Genomic DNA, 17,209 nt, shown 5'->3' with positions numbered 1-17,209 from the left:
CACGGCCTCACTCACCTCACCGGCTCACTGCTCCGGCCGCGGGATGAAGAAGAACTGCGCCGGCTTCTCGCTGATCGAGGTCTTCAGGTCGACCAGGGGACCACGCTCGGCGCCCAGCCGCTCGGCGAGCGCCACCGAGGCGGCGTTGCGGGCGTCGGGCTCCATCACCAGCCGCCGGCAGTCGGGGTCGCCGAAGAGGAACCGCATCCCACCCGCCACCACGTCGGCGGTACGACGCACCCGCGCCGGGTCGTCGGCGAGCAGCAGATGCACGCCGACGTCGCCGGGGCGGCGCTCGTAGAACCCGCCGATCTCGTCGACGAACGGGTCGTAGGTCTGCAGCAGCCCGACCGGGCGGCCCTCGAGCAGCAGCAGGTGGGCGGCGAGGTGGTCCTGGTCGTCGATCCAGCCGTAGACCTCGGCGACCTCCGTCACCGACATCCCCGCCATCCCCCAGAACGCGGCCCGTTCCGCGCTCACCCAGGAGTGCAGCAGGTCGGCGTCGGCGGTGGGATCGACGGGCCGCACGGTCACGGCGGTGGTGGTGGGTGTCATCAGAGGTCCTCCTCGAGCGGGATGGTCTCGCCGGCGGCCCAGGCCGGCTGCTGGTCGTGGTGGTGCGGGGAGCGGCCGTCGCCGTGCGCGCCCAGCGGGACCACCCAGCGGCTGGCGCCGCCGAGGTCCCACACATAGCGGGCGACCGGGCCGTGCACGCTGGCACCGGTGCCGCCGAGCGCCCGGGTCGCCTGCACGCACTCCTCGTCGCCGCCGACGGGCACCGGGTCCGGGGCCCCGGGTGGGGCGGACCAGCCGAACTGCTGGTGCGGCGTCAGCGGTACGGCGACGTGGGCGGTGCCCCAGGCCAGCGGAGGATCGCCCGCGGCGGCCGTGCGCTCCAGCGCGTCGCGGACCAGGGCCGCCGGTTCGACGCCGATCACCTCGGGACGCTCCAGCAGGGCGGGCAGCGCGGTGCGGATCCGGCCGCGCAGGTCGAACCACGGGGCGAAGAGATCCCCGTGCGGGGACCCGTCGGCGGCGGCGAGCCCGAGCGCGTCGTGGAGCAGGTCGGTGACCGCCGACCGCAGCGCGGCGAAGCGGGCGGCCGAGGTCGACCCGGCGCGCATCGCGCGGTCCCAGGCGAGCAGGTCGGCGGCCAACGCCTGGGCGCCGTCGCTCGCGCCGGCGGCAGCGTCGGGGAGCTGGTCGAGCAGCCCGGCCCCGGCGGTCTGGCGGACGTCGGCGAGGACCGCCGCCAGCTGCGTCGGGGTCAGAGACCCGGCGCCCTCGAGCAGCGCCGTGATCCGGTCGCGGCGCCAGGCGGGCGCGAAGTCGTCGCCGATCCGGGCCCAGGCGTCGTCGACCCGGTCGTTGGCGGAGACCAGCAGCTCGCCGTGGCGCACCGGGAGGTCCTCGACCCACCCGGTCCAGCGGTGGCCGTCCGCGCCCCGCGGCAACCGTCCTGTCTGGTCGACGCCGTCGCGCACCGGCACCCGTCCGACCACCCGGTGCTCGACGGAGCCCGCGCGGTCGGCGACGAGCAGGTTGTTGACCGGAGCCACCCACTGCTCGAAGGCGGCCGTGACGTCGGCGGTCTTGCGTGCGCGCAGCAGGGCGGGGATCGCCGAGAAGCCCCAGGAGCCGGTCACGAAGGGCGGCGTGCGCAGGCTGATCGCGGCACCCGCGTCCAGCCCGTCGGCGGCGCGGTCCGGGTCGCCGAGCACGACGGGGCCGCGGTCGGTGACCACCACCTCGACCTCGACCGTGTCATGGGTGCCGTCGCCGCGTCGTACGTCGATCCGGGAGACCCGCCGGCCCACCGGCTGCCAGCCGTGCGGTCCGCGACAGAGCACCGCGTCTCCCTCGCGGCGCAGCTCCTCGACGTAGAGGTCCTCGGCGTCGGCCACGGCGTTGGTGACGCCCCAGGCCACGTCGCCGGTGTGGCCGAAGTGCTGCACGCCCGGCACACCGGGGAAGGTCAGCCCGACCACCTCGAAGGAGTCGGCCGGGTCGGTGCAGGTGAGCCGCACCTGGGCGTAGCAACCCGGCGCCTCGAGCACCCGGTGCGGGTCGCCCGCGACCATCGGCAGGCCGCTCGCGGTCCGCGAGCCGCCCACGGCGACCGCGTTGCTGCCACCCGGCAGCCCCTCGATCCGGAAGAGGTCCACCAGACCGTCCGCGCCGGCTCGGGCGCTCGCCCCTGCCAACCGGTGACGCCACAGCTTGTTGCCGACATTGCCGAAGAGCAGGTGCTGGACGGCGAAGACGGCGATCGGGGTCCACCCGCTCCAGCGACCCGGCTGCAGCCGCAGCGGGGTCAGCTCGGGCACCGTCGCCTCACCGAGGACCTCGTTGGCGCCGGCGGCGTACGCGTCGAGGAACGCGCGGTCCTCGGCCGCCAGACCCGCGTAGGCACGGCGTGCGCCGTCGGCCAACAGCGAGCGGCGGGCCAGCCGGTCCCACTCCAGGGCGGCGGGCCCGAAGATCTCCGCGCAGGTCCCCTCGCCGCGGCGTCGCTCCACCTCGAGCTGCCAGGCCCGGTCCTGCGCCGTCGCCATCCCCTGCCCGCGCGCGAGCTCGAGCAGGGAGCCGGCGACCACGTGCGGGACACCGTGGGCGTCCCGGGTGATCCTCACGTCGCGACCGGTGCGGTCGCGCTCGCCGGGTTGTCCAGCGTGCCGGCGAAGATCAGCGACTGCGACTGGTCGGCGATGTCGACCATCTCCAGGGTGTTGCGCAGCTGGAGGCGGTTGAGGCAGCTGTGCTGGAAGGTCGGCCGGAGCAGGTCGTAGAACGCCGCCCGCTCGGCCAACTCGGGGTGGTCGGCGAGGTGCTGGAGCAGGCACTCGCGGACCAGCGCCCAGAACTCCTCGTCGGCCAGCATCCCGTCCTCGGCGAGGATCGCGGCGACGAAGCGCAGCACGCCATCGAAGATGTCGGTGTGCACCGCCAGCGCCATGACGTCCGGCGGGAAGGAGCCGCGGATCCGCTCCACCTCCGGCGGCAGCGGCACGTCGCCCATCACCGCGACCTCCTCGCCGATGTCCTTGTAGAAGGCACCGACCGGGGTGTGCTCGCGCATCCGCAGCACCAGGTTCTCCCCGTGCGGCATGAAGACCAGGTCGTAGCCGAGCAGGCAGTGCACCAGCGGCCGCAGGTAGGCCCGCAGGTAGGCGCGCACCCAGTCGTGGGCGTCCACCGGCGAGGCCTTGATCCAGGCCGTCACCAGCGCGTCCCCGTCCGCGTCGCGGTGCAGCAGCGCGGCCATCGTGGTCAGCTGCTCACCGTCGCGCAGCCGGGGCACCGGACTCTCCCGCCACAGCGCCGCCAGCATCTTGCGGTACGGCGACGGGGTGGCCGCGCGGTGGAAGGCGTCGCCGGTGTAGCCGACCGACGCGAGCTCGCGCAGCACCCCGAAGCCGCAGGCGGCGAGCTCGGCGTCCGCCTCGACCGTCCGCGCCACCCAGTCGTTGATCGCCGGAGTGGCCTCCATGTACTTCGGGGAGAGGCCGCGGACGAACCCCATGTTCTGGATCGCCAGCGCGGTCTTCACGTAATGCCGCTCGGGCCGGCTGGTGTTGAAGAAGGTGCGGATCGACTGCTGCGGCGTGTGGTCGTCGGCGCCGGCCCCGAGGTGCACCAGGTCGCGGCGGGCGACGTCGGGGGCGAAGGTGATCGCCACCTTGTTCACCCACTGCCACGGGTGCACCGGAAGGTACAGGTAGTCGGCCGGGTCGAGCCCGAGGGCACGCAGCCGCCGCTCGAACCGGTCGCGGACCTCGCGGGTCAGCTCGGCGTCGTACAGCTGGTCCTCGGTGACTCCCGCCCCCAGGTGCAGGCCGGTGAGGCTGCGGCGCGCCGCGAGCCACTGCATCCGGACCGGTTGCCCCGCCTCGGGAGCGTAGGCGCGGTAGTCGTCGAGGCCGAAGCCGATCCGGCCGTTGTTGGCGACGAAGGCCGGGTGACCCTCGGTCATCGACGCCTCGATGGTCTGGTAGTCGGCGTCGACCAGATCGGCGACCGGCACGTCGCGGCGGGCCAGCTTCCACGCCGCCGCGGCCAGGGTCGCCGCGATCTCCTCCAGGTAGGTCGGCAGCAGCGCGTCCGGGATGCCGAGCACCGGCGCCAGCTCGGCGACCAGGTCCTGGGCGTCCGGCTGCGCCGGCCGGCCGTCGACGGTGCGCTCGATCGAGCCCGGGTCGACCACCCAGTGCTCGAGCAGGTGCCGCCGTGCCCGGAAGGTGTACGTCGACCCGCCGGCCTCCAGACGCCACCGCTCGTCGGCCGGGGGACCCACCGGCTCCGGCGCGATCAGCCGCTCATGGCTGTACTCCCCCAGCGCCTTGGCCACCAGGTGGCGCTGGGCGCGGGCGAAGAGCGCGGGGGTGAGGTGGTCCGCCGCGTCGGCAGCCCCCTCCGCCGGCACCTCCGGTGCCTGCACCGCGAAGCCGTCCCGGCCCGGCAGCCGGACCAGGTCGGGGGCGTCCCAGTCCTCCCGGGCACAGACCGACAGCATCGCGGTCTTGCCGGGCAGCGGGATCTCGCGCAGCTCGGTGAAGCCGGCCGCCACGTTCTTGGCCCGGATCGCCGCGTTGCGCGCGTCGGGCTCCACGACCACCCGGCGCACCCGGCGGTCGGCGAAGCAGAACGCCATCACCGCGTCGAAGACCGCGGTGGTCAGGCCGGGCACCGGTGTGCCGGCCGGCGGCGCGACCAGCACGTGCATGCCGCCGTCGCCGGGCTGCAGCTCGGGCAGCCCGCGCAGGCCGTCGGCGTGTGCCGGGTCGTAGGTCTCGGCGAGGAAGAGGGGGCGGCCGTCGACCCGGCCCAGCCAGGCGTCGTGGTGCGGGTCGGCCGCGATCCGGGCGTACTCGGCGCGCACGTCCTCACGGCTCGCCTCCTGCATCATCCAGTAGACCGATCGCGGGTGGGTGACCCAGTCGTGCACCAGGCCGACCTGCGCGGTGTCGGTGGGGTCGAGGGGCTCGAAGGTGATCTCGTGCTTCATCGGTTCGCCTCCACGTGCTGGGGTCGGCGCAGCCGGTCGGGCACCCCGAACGTCTGCACCGCGATGGACTTCTCGATCGGGTAGACCTCCCGACCGGTCAGGGCGGCCAGGATCACCGAGTTCCGGTAGGCGCCCATCCCGAGGTCGGGTGCGATCAGCGAGTGGGTGTGCTCCTCGGCGTTCTGCACGAACAGCTCGCCGCGCTCGAGGTCGACGGAGTAGTTGCCGGCCACGTCGTAGCGGCCGCGGGCGTCGCGACGGATCCGGCCCTCGACGGGGGCCAGGAACGACGGCTCGGTGGCGGCGTACCCGGTGGCCAGGACCAGGCCGCCGGTGCGCAGCCCGAAGTCCTCCCCGGTCTCGGTGTGGTGCAGCTCGAGGTCGTAGCCGCCGGCGCGCCAGCGGGCGCCGGTGACCGCGGTGTGGGTGAGCAGGGTGGTGCGCGGGCCGTGCCCGTTGACCCGCTGCGCGTAGTGCAGGTCGAAGATCGCGTCGATCAGGTCGCCGCTGATCCCCTTGTAGAGGTGCCGCTGCTCGCGGCCGAGCCGGTCGCGGGTCTCCTCGGGCAGCCGGCGGTGGTAGGCGGCGTACTCCGGAGAGGTCATCTCGAGGGTGAGCTTGGTGTACTCCATCGGGAAGAACCGGGGGCTCCGGGTCAGCCAGGTCAGCTCGTAGCCGTGGTCGGGCGCCTCGCTGAGCAGGTCGTGATAGATCTCGGCGGCGCTCTGGCCGCTGCCCACCACGGTGATCGACTCCTGCTGCTGCAGCGTCTCCTTGTGGGCCAGGTAGTCCGCGGAGTGCACCGCCGGCCCGCCCGCCGCCCGGACGCAGTCCAGGATCCGGGGGGAGGTGCCGATGCCGAGGACCACCCGGCGAGCGCGGACGACCTCGCCGGTGGCGCTGCGCACCAGGTAGGCCGAGCCGTCGTGCTCCACGGCGGTGACGCGCTGGCCGAACCGGATGCCGCCGATCCGCTCCGCCGCCCAGCGGCAGTAGTCGTCGTACTCGCGGCGCAGCGGGTAGAAGCTCTCCCGGATGTAGAACGGGTAGAGGTGGCCGGACTCCTTGAGGTAGTTGAGGAACGACCAGCGCGAGGTGGGGTCGGCCATCGTCACCAGGTCGGCCAGGAACGGCACCTGGAGGGTGGCGTCGGCGAGCAGCATCCCGGGGTGCCAGTCGAAGCGGTCGCGGGCCTCGAGGAACACCCCGTCCAGCTCGCCGGACTCGCGCAGCGGGTCGGCCAGCGCGGCCAGCCCGAGGTTGAACGGACCGAGGCCGATGCCGACGAAGTCGTGCACGTGGCCCGTGCCGGGGGCGGTCATCGGGCCACCTCCACCCGGGGCAGCTCGGCGGCGATCCGGGCGCCGTGATCGCGGACCAGGTCGAGCACGCCGAGGATGTCCTCGGCGGTCGCCATCGGGTTGAGCAGGGTGAGCTTGAGGTACTGGCGGCCCTCGACCTTGGTGGCCGCCACCATCGCCGCGCCGGAGGCGTAGAGCGCACCGCGGACGCCGTTGTTGAGCTGCGCCAGCACCTGCTCGTCCAGCACGGGCGCCGCCACGCCCTGCGCGCCCGGCGGGACGTAGCGGAACACCAGGGTGCTCAGCGAGGGCGCCGCGACGAACTCCAGTCCGGGCAGCTCCACCGCGCGGGCGTACACCTCGGCGGCGAGCTCGATCACGGTGTCGACGTACTCGCCGATCAGGTCGGGTCCCATCGTGCGCAGCGTCAGCCAGAGCTTGAGGGCGTCGAAGCGGCGCGTGGTCTGGATCGACTTGTCCACCTGGTTGGGGGTCTGCGCGTCGCGCGGGTTGAGGTAGTCCGCGTGCCAGGTGACCGGCGCCAGCAGCGAGACGTCCCGCACGATCAGCGCGCTGGAGGAGACCGGCTGGAAGAAGGTCTTGTGGTAGTCGACGGTGACCGAGTCGGCCCGGTCGATGCCGTCCAGCAGGCCGCGACGGGTGGGCGAGACCAGCAGGCCGCCGCCGTAGGCGGCGTCCACGTGCAGCCAGGTGTCGTAGGCGCGGGCCAGGTCCGCGATCGCCGGCAGCGGGTCGATGGCGCCGAAGTCGGTGGTGCCGGCGGTGGCCACGATCGCCATCGGCGCCAGACCCAGCGAGGTGCTCGCGGCCAGCGAGCGCTCCAGGGCGGCCGGGTCCATCCGGTGGTCGGCGTCGACCGGCACGCTCACCACGGCGATGTCGCCCAGACCGAGCATCCGGGCCGCCTTCTGCACCGAGAAGTGGCCGTCGGCGGAGGCGAAGATGCGCAACCGCTCCGCGGGCACCCGCTGCATCCGCCCGCGGGCCAGCAGCAGCGCCTGCAGGTTGGACTGGGTGCCGCCGGAGGTGAAGATGCCGTCCGGCCGCTCCTCGGCACTGGCCAGCACGTCCGCCGAGGCGCCGAAGCCGATCCGCTCGGCGGTCCACTCGATCAGGCGACGCTCCATGTAGGTCCCGCCGACACTCTGGTCGAAGGTGTCCAGCGAGCTGTTCACCGAGGCCACGAAGAGCTCGGCCAGCAGCGCCGGTACGACGACCGGGCAGTTCAGGTGCGCGGCGTAGGCCGGCTCGTGGAACCAGACGGCGTCGTCGAGCCAGAGGTGCGACATCTCCGCGAGCACGCCGTCCAGGTCGCCCAGCGGGGTGTCCAGGTCGACCGCGGCGACCCGCGCCTCGGCCTCGGCGGGCGTGGTGCCGCGCGAGGGCCCATCGACCCGGTCCAGATGACCGAGCAGGTGCTGGAGGCCGGTCCGCACGGTGGCTTCGTAGTGGTCCGCGTTCTCCGGGTGGAAGACGTGGTGCAACGGTGGTCGGGGCACAGCGAGCTCCTGGTGGTCCGAGATAGGTAAGCCTGACCTAACCAGTCTCGGTCGCGTCTGTCACCCGGGGTCCACGTGGTGATCCTCACAGCGCAGCCGACCTGACGCTGCGCGGACAGGAGAGCGCGCGGACATGACGGTGCCCCGGGCGGGGACCGCCCGGGGCACGCGTCGCAGTCGTTCAGGCGGCCGTCGGTGCCGGCGCCCGGTAGAGCCGCACCGCGCAGCCGATCGCGACCACGCCGCCACCGAAGACCATCACCAGACCGGGGCCCGGCATCCAGCCGGCGAGGCCGACCAGGCCGACCAGGTGCAGCACCTGCCACGCCGGCACCGCGATCGCCGCGGCCGCCATCAGCCCGGCGTGCACCGCACCGACCTTGTGGAACGGGAGGAGCACCCCGGCGAGACCGAGCATCGCGCCGTAGAAGGTCCACAGGCCGGGGCCGAGCGCGCCCGACTTCGGGACACCGCCCACGTAGATCCACGGGAGGAACGAGCCCACGCCGACCAGCAGCACCGCGATGATCAGCCGCTTCCGCGCGGGATGCATCGGCTGCCGGGCGCGGTTGGAGGGGACGAGGGAGATCCGGTTCCCGGGCTGCGTGGTCGCCATGGAGCGACGGTAACCGGCGTGACGCGCCTCACGCAGCCCCCGACGGCGGCTCCGCGCGCCCGACGGCCCCCTCAACGGCACCCCCGGCACGACGAGCGGTCGCAAACACGCGACGAGCGGTCGAAAACGACCGCTCTCGGCGCGCTGTCGGCGCCCAGTGCCCACTCGGCGCGCAATACGGCCCGCTCGGCGCAAAGTGTGACCGGGGCCACAGATTCGTCTTGACCCCGCTGTTCGCCGATTGCTTGCCTCATCGGTGGCGGAGGTCACAACCCGGGACCCCGCGACGCGCGACCGACCTGTGGAGGGTGCCGTGGATGAGCAAGCGCGCCGGGATTACTGGCGCCAGAACGTACGACTGATGAGTGTGCTGCTGGCGATCTGGGCCCTGGTCTCCTTCGGGGCCGGGATCTTCTTCGCCGACGCCCTGAACAACATCGAGATCGGCGGGTTCCCGCTCGGCTTCTGGTTCGCCAACCAGGGTTCGATCCTGGTGTTCGTGGCCCTCATCGCCATCTACGTGTGGCGGATGGACAAGCTCGACAAGAAGTACGGCATCGACGTCGACGACTACGAGGGCGAGGTGCACCACTCGTGAGCGAGATCCAAGTCTGGACGCTCGTCTTCGTCGTCCTCACCTTCAGCGTCTACATCTACGTCGCCTACGCCAGCCGGGTCTCCGACACCTCCGGCTTCTACGTCGCCGGCGGCGGCATCCCGGCCCCGGCCAACGGCGCCGCCATCGCCGCGGACTGGATGAGCGCCGCGTCGTTCATCTCCATGGCCGGCCTGATCGCGCTGGCCTACAACGGCTACGGCGGGTCGGCGTACCTGATGGGGTGGACCGGCGGCTACGTGCTGCTGGCGCTGCTCCTCGCGCCGTACCTGCGCAAGTTCGGCAAGTACACGATCCCGGACTTCGTCGGCGACCGCTACAACGAGACCGCCCGGCTGATCGCGGTGGTCTGCGCGATCGTCGTCTCGCTGACCTACGTGGTCGGCCAGATGGCCGGTGTCGGCGTCGTGTTCGGCCGCTTCCTGCAGGTCGACACCGAGGTCGGTGTGCTGATCGGCATGGCGATCGTGCTCTTCTACGCCGTCCTCGGCGGCATGAAGGGCATCACCTGGACCCAGGTCTGCCAGTACTCCGTGCTGATCGTGGCCTACCTGATCCCGGCGGTCGCGATCTCGGCCAAGATCACCGACTGGCCGCTGCCCCAGGTCGGCTTCGGCCAGATCCTGGCCGAGCTCGAGGGTCTCCAGTCCGAGCTGGGCTTCGGCTCCTACACCGACGCACTGACCGGGTCCGGCCAGTTCAACATGTTCCTGCTGACCGCGACCCTGATGTTCGGTACGGCGGGCCTGCCGCACGTGATCGTCCGGTTCTACACGGCCAAGAACGTGCGGGCGGCGCGCTACTCGGCGCTGTGGGCGATCTTCTTCATCGCCCTGCTCTACACCACCGCTCCCACCGTGGCGGCGTTCGCGAAGTACAACATCCTGCAGACGTCCTCGGCCGGAACGCTGGCGGACCAGTCCTGGTTCGACAAGTGGGCCGACGTCGGCCTGATCACCGGCGTGGACGGAGGCGCCATCGTCGACCTCAACGGCAACGGCGCGATCGACTTCGCCGGCAGCGCCGGCAACGAGGTGCTGATCAACAACGACATCCTGGTGCTGGCCTCGCCGGAGATCGGCGGCCTGCCCGCTCCGATCGTCGGCCTGGTGGCGGCGGGCGGCCTGGCGGCCGCACTGTCGACGGCCTCGGGTCTGCTGCTGGTGATCTCCTCGGCGGTCGCCAACGACGTCTACCACAAGCGGATCAACCCGGCGGCCCCCGAGAAGCGGCAGCTGCTGGTCGCCCGGATCTCGATGGCCGTCGCTGTCCTCGTGGCCGGCTGGCTCGGCATCAACCCGCCCGGGTTCGCCGGACAAGTGGTGGCACTGGCGTTCGGCCTCGCGGCAGCGAGCTTCTTCCCGATCCTGGTGCTCGGGATCTTCTGGAAGAAGTGCACGGCCGCCGGCGCGGCCGCCGGTATGGCGGTCGGTCTCGCGATCACCGCGGCGTACTTCGTCTGGACGCTGCCGTCGGAGTCCGCATGGTTCTTCCTGGGCAAGGACCCGATCCTCGACATCGCACCGGTCGGCTTCGGCTTCATCGGCATGCTGGTGAACTTCGCGGTGACCATCGTGGTCTCGCAGTTCACCACCAAGCCGTCGGCGACGATGCAGGAGCTGGTCGAGGAGATCCGCTACCCCGGTCGCACCGACCTCGTCGCCAAGCACGCCCAGGGCGACGTCTGATCCACCGCACGACCCACCAGTGACCAGGGGCGGTGGGGCCGGGGAGACCCGGACCCCATCGCCCCTGATCCATCCCCCGCACCGTCGCGGTCCGACCCCGGGTGACCGGAATCCACCGGGGTCCTAGTGTGATCTGTGGCACCGCACCTTCGATCGTCCATCGAGCAGGAGAGCACCGTGAGCGACCAGTCCACCCCGAGCCAGACCGAGCAGACCCTTGCGAACCTGCTCAAGGAGGACCGTCGGTTCGAGCCGCCCGCCGCGCTCGCGGCCGAGGCCAACGTGAAGGCGGACGCCTACGACGAGGCCGCCGCCGACTCCGACGCCTTCTGGGCCACCCAGGCCGAGCGCCTCTCCTGGGACAAGAAGTGGGACCAGGTGCTCGACTGGTCGAACGCGCCGTTCGCAAAGTGGTTCGTCGGCGGCACGCTGAACGCCTCCTACAACTGCGTGGACCGGCACGTCGAGGCCGGCAACGGCGACAAGGTCGCCATCCACTGGGTCGGCGAGCCGGTCGACGACACCCGTGACATCACCTACGCGCAGCTGAAGGACGAGGTCTCCCAGGCCGCCAACGCGCTGACCGACCTCGGCGTCGGCACCGGCGACCGGGTCGCGATCTACATGCCGATGATCCCCGAGGCGATCGTCGCGATGCTGGCCTGCGCCCGCCTCGGCGCCCCCCACACCGTGGTCTTCGGCGGCTTCTCCGCCGACGCGCTGGCCTCCCGGATCGACGACTGCGGCGCCAAGGTCGTGGTCACTGCCGACGGCGGCTACCGCCGCGGCGCCCCCTCCGCGCTGAAGCCGGCCGTGGACGAGGCCCGCACCAAGACCGACAAGGTCGAGAAGGTGCTGGTGGTGCGTCGTACCGGGCAGGACCTGGGCGAGAACGGCTGGGACGACGCCGTCGACGTGTGGTGGCACGACGCGGTCGGCTCCGCCTCGACCGAGCACGCCTGCGAGGCGTTCGACTCCGAGCACCCGCTCTACGTCATGTACACCTCCGGCACCACGGGCAAGCCGAAGGGCATCCTGCACACCACCGGTGGCTACCTGACCGGCGCCGCCTACACCCACAACGCGGTCTTCGACCTCAAGCCGGAGACGGACGTCTACTGGTGCACCGCCGACATCGGCTGGGTCACCGGCCACTCCTACATCGTCTACGGACCGCTGGCCAACGGTGTCACCCAGGTGCTCTACGAAGGCACCCCGGACTCCCCCGAGCGGGGCCGCTGGTGGCAGATCATCGCCGACTACAAGGTCACCCTCTTCTACACCGCGCCCACCGCGATCCGGTCGTTCATGAAGCAGGGACCCGACGTGCCGGACCGGTTCGACATGTCGAGCCTGCGGATCCTCGGCTCGGTGGGCGAGCCGATCAATCCCGAGGCCTACGTCTGGTACCGCCACGTCATCGGCGGCGACCGCACCCCGGTGGTGGACACCTGGTGGCAGACCGAGACCGGCGCGGTGATGATCTCCCCGCTCCCCGGCGTCACCGCGGGCAAGCCCGGCTCCGCGATGACCGCGATCCCCGGGATCAGCGCCGACGTGGTCGACGACGAGGGCAACTCGGTGCCGAACGGGTCCGGCGGCTACCTGGTGGTCACCAAGCCGTGGCCGTCCATGCTGCGCACCATCTGGGGCGACGACGACCGCTACGTCGACACCTACTGGTCGCGGTTCCGGAAGCAGGGCTTCTACTTCGCCGGCGACGGCGCGAAGAAGGACACCGACGGGGACATCTGGGTGCTCGGCCGGGTCGACGACGTGATGAACGTGTCCGGCCACCGGCTCTCCACCACCGAGATCGAGTCGGCCCTGGTCTCGCACCCGAAGGTCGCCGAGTCCGCCGTGGTCGGCGCCACCGACCCCGACACCGGCCAGGCCGTGGTCGCCTACGTGATCCTCCGCGAGGAGGCCGGGGACGGTGGGCCGGAGATCGTCAAGGAGCTCTCCGACCACGTCCGCCGCGAGATCGGCCCGATCGCCAAGCCGCGCGAGATCATGATCGTCCCCGAGCTCCCCAAGACCCGCTCGGGCAAGATCATGCGCCGCCTGCTCCGCGACGTCGCCGAGAAGCGCGAGATCGGTGACACCCAGACGTTGGCCGACGCCTCGATCATGGACCTGATCTCCGCCGGCCAGTCCACCTCCACCGAGGACTGACCCCGCCCGCGACCAGACGGTCGAGTTGGGCTTTCGGGCCCCTCGAGTCGGGGGTTCGGGCCTTTTCCGGGGCCCGAACTCACGACTCGAGGGGCCCGAGGTCATTATTCGAGGGGACCGAACCCCCAACTCAACACGAGGAGGACGCATGCCCGCCTGGACGCCCGATTGGTCCGCACTGCCCGCACCGCTGGTGGACTTCTGGAGCGAGCGGCACCTGTGCAGCCTCTCCACGCTGGACCGGGACGGCGCACCCCACCTGGTGCCCGTCGGCGCGACCGTCGACGTGGACCAGCAGTGCGCCTGGATCATCACCCGGCGCGGATCGCAGAAGGTGACCAACCTGCGCCGCGACCCGCGCCTGGCGGTCACCCAGGTCGACGGCGGTCGTTGGTCCACGCTGGTCGGCACCGGCGAGGTGCTGTCCGACGAGGCATCGGTGGCGCGCGCCTGCGAGCGGTACGCCGACCGGTACCGCACCCCGGAGCCCAACCCCGAGCGGGTGGCCGTCCGGATCACCGTGACCCGGGTGCTGGGCTCCCGGCTGGTCCTCCCCGAGGCCTGAGCCGGCCCCACCGGGTCTGAGGGCACACCGCCTGGGCTCCACCGTTCCTCGGGGGAGCCCAGGAACGACCCGTCAGACCGGCGCGTCCTGCCCGTGGCCGGAGCCCGGCACGGGCGCGGGCTCCGCGCCGTCGACGTCGTCCTCGTCGGGCGCACCGCGGGTGACCGCGAGCAGCAGCACCACGCCGATCACCGCGGAGACCACCGAGGCCAGCAGGATGCCGACCTTCGCGTCGGCGGTGAGCATCTCGGAGTCGAAGGAGAGCTCGGCGATGAAGAGCGAGACGGTGAACCCGATGCCGGCCACCGATCCGAGGCCGAAGATCTGCGGCCAGGTGGTGCCGGCGGGCAGGCGGCCCAGGCCCACCTTCACCGCGATGAAGCAGGCCAGCGCGATGCCGACCGGCTTACCGATCACCAGGCCCGTCGCGATGGCCAGGGCGACGGTCGAGGTGACCGCGTCGCCGAGGACACCGCCGGTCAGCACCACCCCGGCGTTGGCGAGGGCGAAGATCGGCAGCACCACGTAGGACGACACGGGATGCAGCCGCGACTGGAGCCGCTCGGCGACCGGCACGGACTCCTCCAGCAGGAAGCGCAGCCGGTGCACCTCCTCCGCGTCCAGGTCGCGGTCCTTCAAGGCGGTGACCGCATAGTCCTTGGCCACCCGGGGTTCGAGCAGCGCGATCGCCGGGGTCAGCAGGCCGACCGCCACGCCGGCCAGGGTGGCGTGCACCCCGGACTCGAGCATCGCGTACCAGATGGTCACCGCCAGCACGGCGTGCACGACGCCGGACCAGACCCGCACCGCCCGCAGCGCGGCCATCACGGCCAGCAGGGCGATCGCGATGCCGAGCCACACCAGGGAGAGGTCGCTGGTGTAGAAGACCGCGATCACGATGATCGCGCCGATGTCGTCCACGATCGCCAGGGTGAGCAGGAAGAGGCGTGCGGTGGACGGGATCCGCCGGCCGAGCACGCCCAGCACGCCGACCGCGAACGCGATGTCGGTGGCCATCGGGATGCCCCAGCCCGACGCGGTCTCGCCGCTGCCGGCGATCGCGAAGTAGAGGCCGGCCGGCACCGCCATGCCGCCGATCGCGGCGACGATCGGCATCGCCGCCGTCTTCGGGTCGCGCAGGTCGCCGTGGACGATCTCGTACTTGATCTCGAGTCCGACGACGAAGAAGAAGATCGCCATCAGGCCGTCGTTGACCCAGTGGTGCAGGTCCTCCTCGAGGTGGAAGCCGCTGACCTCGATGCTCAGCGGCGTGTGCCAGAAGTTCTCGTACGCCTCGGCCCAGCCGTCGAAGGGCAGGTTCACCCAGAGCAGAGCCGCGATCGTGGCGGCGAGCAGCAGCAGGGAGCCGCCAGCCTCGATGTGCAGGAACTCGCGGATCGGCCTGGCGACGTACTTGGCCAGACGCCGGTCACTGGCGAGGTAGGTCGGTCCCTGGCGCCAGAGCTCCTCGGGAGCTCGTTCGGGATGCTGGGAGAGGGGCAACGGATTCCTCCGGGGGTCGATGTGCGGGCAGGGCCGGTCAGCGCCGACCAGACTTCCCGGCTCACCTGTCAGCGATCCTACCGATATGGGTAGGGTCGGCCGCATGGCCACCGACCCGCTCACCGACCAGCGCCCGGAAGAGCCGACCATCGGGCGACTGATCAAGGACGCGCAGACCGACTTCTCCACACTGCTGCGCAAGGAGATCCAGCTCGCCAAGTCCGAGCTGAAGGTCAGCGTCACCGCCGGTGGCGCGGGCGCGGCGTTCTTCGCCGTCGCCGTCTTCCTGCTGATCCTCGCGATCATCATGCTGTCGGTGTCGCTCGCCTACTTCATCCACTGGAACGGCGACGGCCTCGACCTGCACTGGGCGTTCCTGATCGTCTTCGGTCTCTACGTCTTCGCCGCCGCGGTCTTCATCTGGGTCGGCATCCGCAAGTTCAAGAAGGTCAAGGCACCCGAACGCGCGATCGAGCAGGGTCGCGAGATCCCCAAGGCACTCAAGGGCCAGGCCTGAACGAGCCGGCCCCCGCACCGCGGAGGTGATGCACAGGTGGCACGACAGCCTGTGATCGCCGAGCGCGCCGAGCAGCTCCTCGGCAGCGCGGTGATCGCGACCTCCCCGATCGCCGGCGGCGACATCGCCACCGCGGTCAAGCTGCGACTCTCCAACGGCCGCACCGCCCTGCTGAAGACCCTCACCCCTCCGCTGCCCGGCCTCTTCGAGCGGGAGGCGGCCGGGCTCGGCTGGCTCGGCGACGTCGGCGACGGCGTGGCGGTGCCCGAGGTGCTCGCGGTCGCCGAGGACTGCCTCGTCCTGGACTGGGTCGAGACCGTCCGGCCGCAGGCCGAGGCCGCCGCCGGCTTCGGACGCGCACTGGCCCGCACCCACGCGGCCGGCGCCCCCGGCTTCGGTGCGTACGACGGGAACCCGGACGGCTACATCGGCCGGCTGCCGCTGAACAACCAGCCCGCGGCGACCTGGGCGGAGTTCTACGTGACCCGGCGGATCACGCCGTACCTGCGCGTGGCGCGGGACAAGGGGCTGGTCTCGCCCGCGGACGCGGTGGTGGTGGAACGGGCGGTGGAGCGCGTGGCCGACGTCGTACCGGAGGAGTCTCCGGCGCGACTGCACGGCGACCTGTGGAACGGCAACGTGCTGTGGGGCGCGGGCGGTCAGGTCTTCGCCATCGACCCCGCCGGCTACGGCGGCCACCGCGAGGTCGACCTGGCGATGCTCGCGCTCTTCGGCCTGCCGCAGCTGCCGCTGGTGCTGGAGGCCTACACCGAGACGACCCCGCTGGCCGACGGATGGGAGGAGCGGGTCGGCTTCCACCAGCTCTTCCCGCTCCTGGTGCACGCCTGCCTCTTCGGCGGCCAGTACGGCGCCCGCGCGGCCACCCTGGCCAGCCGCTATCTCTGACCCGTCGACCCGCACCGCGCGACCACTCGGAGCGTTCTCAGCGACCGCTCAGACCGATCCGTCATGATGGACGCCGTGTCCACCACGCCCACCCCCCACCGCGTCCTCGTCGTCGACGACGACCGCGCCGTCCGGGAGTCGCTGCGCCGCTCGCTGGAGTTCAACGGCTACGACGTGCACCTGGCCGGTGACGGCGCCGAAGCGCTCGCGGGGATCGCGTCGGTGGCGCCCGACGTGGTCGTGATGGACGTGATGATGCCGCGGCTGGACGGGCTGGAGACGACCCGGGCGCTGCGCGAGGCGGGCAACGACGTACCGATCCTGGTGCTGACCGCCCGCGACGCCGTCGGCGACCGGGTGGAGGGCCTCGACGCCGGGGCCGACGACTACCTGACCAAGCCGTTCGCGCTCCAGGAGCTGCTCGCACGGCTGCGGGCGCTGCTGCGGCGCGTGGTGCCGGCCGAGCCCGGCGAGGAGGAGGAGATCCTCTCCTTCGCCGATCTGACGATGAACGTGACCACCCGCGAGGTGACCCGGGGCGGCCGGTCGATCGAGCTGACCCGGACCGAGTTCACCCTGCTGGAGATGTTCCTGCGGCGCCCGCGCCGGGTGCTGGACCGCAGCTTCATCCTGGAGGAGGTCTGGGGCTTCGACTTCCCGACCACCGCCAACTCCCTGGAGGTCTACGTCGGCTACCTGCGCCGCAAGACCGAGGCCGAGGGCGAGTCCCGGCTGATCCACACCGTCCGCGGGATCGGCTACGTGCTGAAGGCGGCCGACGCGTGAGGATGGCTGAC

Annotated in this window: 14 protein-coding genes; 7 read left to right on the top strand and 7 right to left on the bottom strand. The window is 71.9% G+C overall.

Annotation, left to right across the window (positions count from 1 at the left end; genetic code table 11):
• Nucleotides 1–24: 24 nt before the first annotated feature.
• The 6 genes from FIV43_RS17300 to FIV43_RS17275 all read right to left on the bottom strand — a co-directional run bounded on the left by FIV43_RS17300 (nucleotide 25) and on the right by FIV43_RS17275 (nucleotide 8,442).
• Nucleotides 25–555 (bottom strand): GNAT family N-acetyltransferase, encoded by a 531-nt coding sequence (locus FIV43_RS17300; protein ID WP_141015130.1) that lies wholly within the window; start codon nucleotides 553–555, stop codon nucleotides 25–27.
• The gene (locus FIV43_RS17295) at nucleotides 555–2,633 is read right to left on the bottom strand and encodes a penicillin acylase family protein (protein ID WP_141015129.1); all 2,079 of its coding nucleotides are present in this window, start codon (nucleotides 2,631–2,633) and stop codon (nucleotides 555–557) included. The genes FIV43_RS17300 and FIV43_RS17295 overlap by 1 nt, the downstream gene beginning before the upstream one ends.
• The gene (locus tag FIV43_RS17290) at nucleotides 2,630–5,005 is read right to left on the bottom strand and encodes a GNAT family N-acetyltransferase (protein ID WP_141015128.1); all 2,376 of its coding nucleotides are present in this window, start codon (nucleotides 5,003–5,005) and stop codon (nucleotides 2,630–2,632) included. Before FIV43_RS17290 ends, FIV43_RS17295 begins: the two co-directional genes overlap by 4 nt.
• Nucleotides 5,002–6,327 carry a lysine N(6)-hydroxylase/L-ornithine N(5)-oxygenase family protein gene (locus FIV43_RS17285; RefSeq protein WP_141015127.1) on the bottom strand — a complete coding sequence of 442 codons (1,326 nt, stop codon included), beginning with the start codon at nucleotides 6,325–6,327 and terminating at the stop codon, nucleotides 5,002–5,004. Before FIV43_RS17285 ends, FIV43_RS17290 begins: the two co-directional genes overlap by 4 nt.
• Complete coding sequence (locus tag FIV43_RS17280) at nucleotides 6,324–7,826, bottom strand: pyridoxal phosphate-dependent decarboxylase family protein (RefSeq protein WP_269204033.1); 1,503 nt, start codon at nucleotides 7,824–7,826, stop codon at nucleotides 6,324–6,326. Before FIV43_RS17280 ends, FIV43_RS17285 begins: the two co-directional genes overlap by 4 nt.
• 181 nt (nucleotides 7,827–8,007) lie before the next feature.
• Nucleotides 8,008–8,442, bottom strand: coding sequence for a hypothetical protein (locus FIV43_RS17275; RefSeq protein ID WP_196780871.1), 435 nt, complete (start codon nucleotides 8,440–8,442; stop codon nucleotides 8,008–8,010).
• Between the two features lie 361 nt (nucleotides 8,443–8,803).
• Here FIV43_RS17275 and FIV43_RS17270 point away from each other — a divergent pair, with 361 nt between their 5' ends.
• From FIV43_RS17270 to FIV43_RS17255, 4 genes are all read left to right on the top strand, one after another.
• On the top strand, nucleotides 8,804–9,040 hold the full coding sequence (locus tag FIV43_RS17270; protein WP_231123484.1) for a DUF4212 domain-containing protein: 237 nt from the start codon (nucleotides 8,804–8,806) through the stop codon (nucleotides 9,038–9,040).
• The gene (locus FIV43_RS17265) at nucleotides 9,037–10,746 is read left to right on the top strand and encodes a sodium:solute symporter family protein (RefSeq protein WP_141015125.1); all 1,710 of its coding nucleotides are present in this window, start codon (nucleotides 9,037–9,039) and stop codon (nucleotides 10,744–10,746) included. The genes FIV43_RS17270 and FIV43_RS17265 overlap by 4 nt, the downstream gene beginning before the upstream one ends.
• Before the next feature lie 177 nt (nucleotides 10,747–10,923).
• A complete protein-coding gene (gene acs / locus FIV43_RS17260; protein WP_141015124.1) occupies nucleotides 10,924–12,921 on the top strand; it encodes an acetate--CoA ligase in 1,998 nt (665 codons plus the stop codon).
• 148 nt (nucleotides 12,922–13,069) lie between these two features.
• On the top strand, nucleotides 13,070–13,486 hold the full coding sequence (locus FIV43_RS17255) for a pyridoxamine 5'-phosphate oxidase family protein (protein WP_141015123.1): 417 nt from the start codon (nucleotides 13,070–13,072) through the stop codon (nucleotides 13,484–13,486).
• 72 nt (nucleotides 13,487–13,558) lie between these two features.
• Here the strand turns inward: FIV43_RS17255 and nhaA are convergent, their stop codons facing one another.
• Nucleotides 13,559–14,989, bottom strand: coding sequence for a Na+/H+ antiporter NhaA (gene nhaA, locus FIV43_RS17250; RefSeq protein WP_196780870.1), 1,431 nt, complete (start codon nucleotides 14,987–14,989; stop codon nucleotides 13,559–13,561).
• Nucleotides 14,990–15,092: 103 nt separating this feature from the next.
• On the opposite strand from nhaA, the gene FIV43_RS17245 reads away from it, so the two are divergent.
• From FIV43_RS17245 to FIV43_RS17235, 3 genes are all read left to right on the top strand, one after another.
• Nucleotides 15,093–15,506, top strand: coding sequence for a phage holin family protein (locus tag FIV43_RS17245; protein ID WP_141015122.1), 414 nt, complete (start codon nucleotides 15,093–15,095; stop codon nucleotides 15,504–15,506).
• A 36-nt stretch (nucleotides 15,507–15,542) separates the two neighbouring features.
• Complete coding sequence (locus FIV43_RS17240; protein ID WP_141015121.1) at nucleotides 15,543–16,412, top strand: fructosamine kinase family protein; 870 nt, start codon at nucleotides 15,543–15,545, stop codon at nucleotides 16,410–16,412.
• Between the two features lie 75 nt (nucleotides 16,413–16,487).
• On the top strand, nucleotides 16,488–17,198 hold the full coding sequence (locus FIV43_RS17235; protein WP_231123483.1) for a response regulator transcription factor: 711 nt from the start codon (nucleotides 16,488–16,490) through the stop codon (nucleotides 17,196–17,198).
• Nucleotides 17,199–17,209 lie beyond the last annotated feature (11 nt).

Origin of the sequence: Nocardioides sambongensis (assembly GCF_006494815.1) — a bacterium.
In the GTDB taxonomy this organism is placed as follows: Bacteria; Actinomycetota; Actinomycetes; order Propionibacteriales; family Nocardioidaceae; genus Nocardioides; species Nocardioides sambongensis.
Note: the sequence above shows the minus strand (reverse complement) of the source record. Positions and strands in the feature narration are given on the sequence as shown.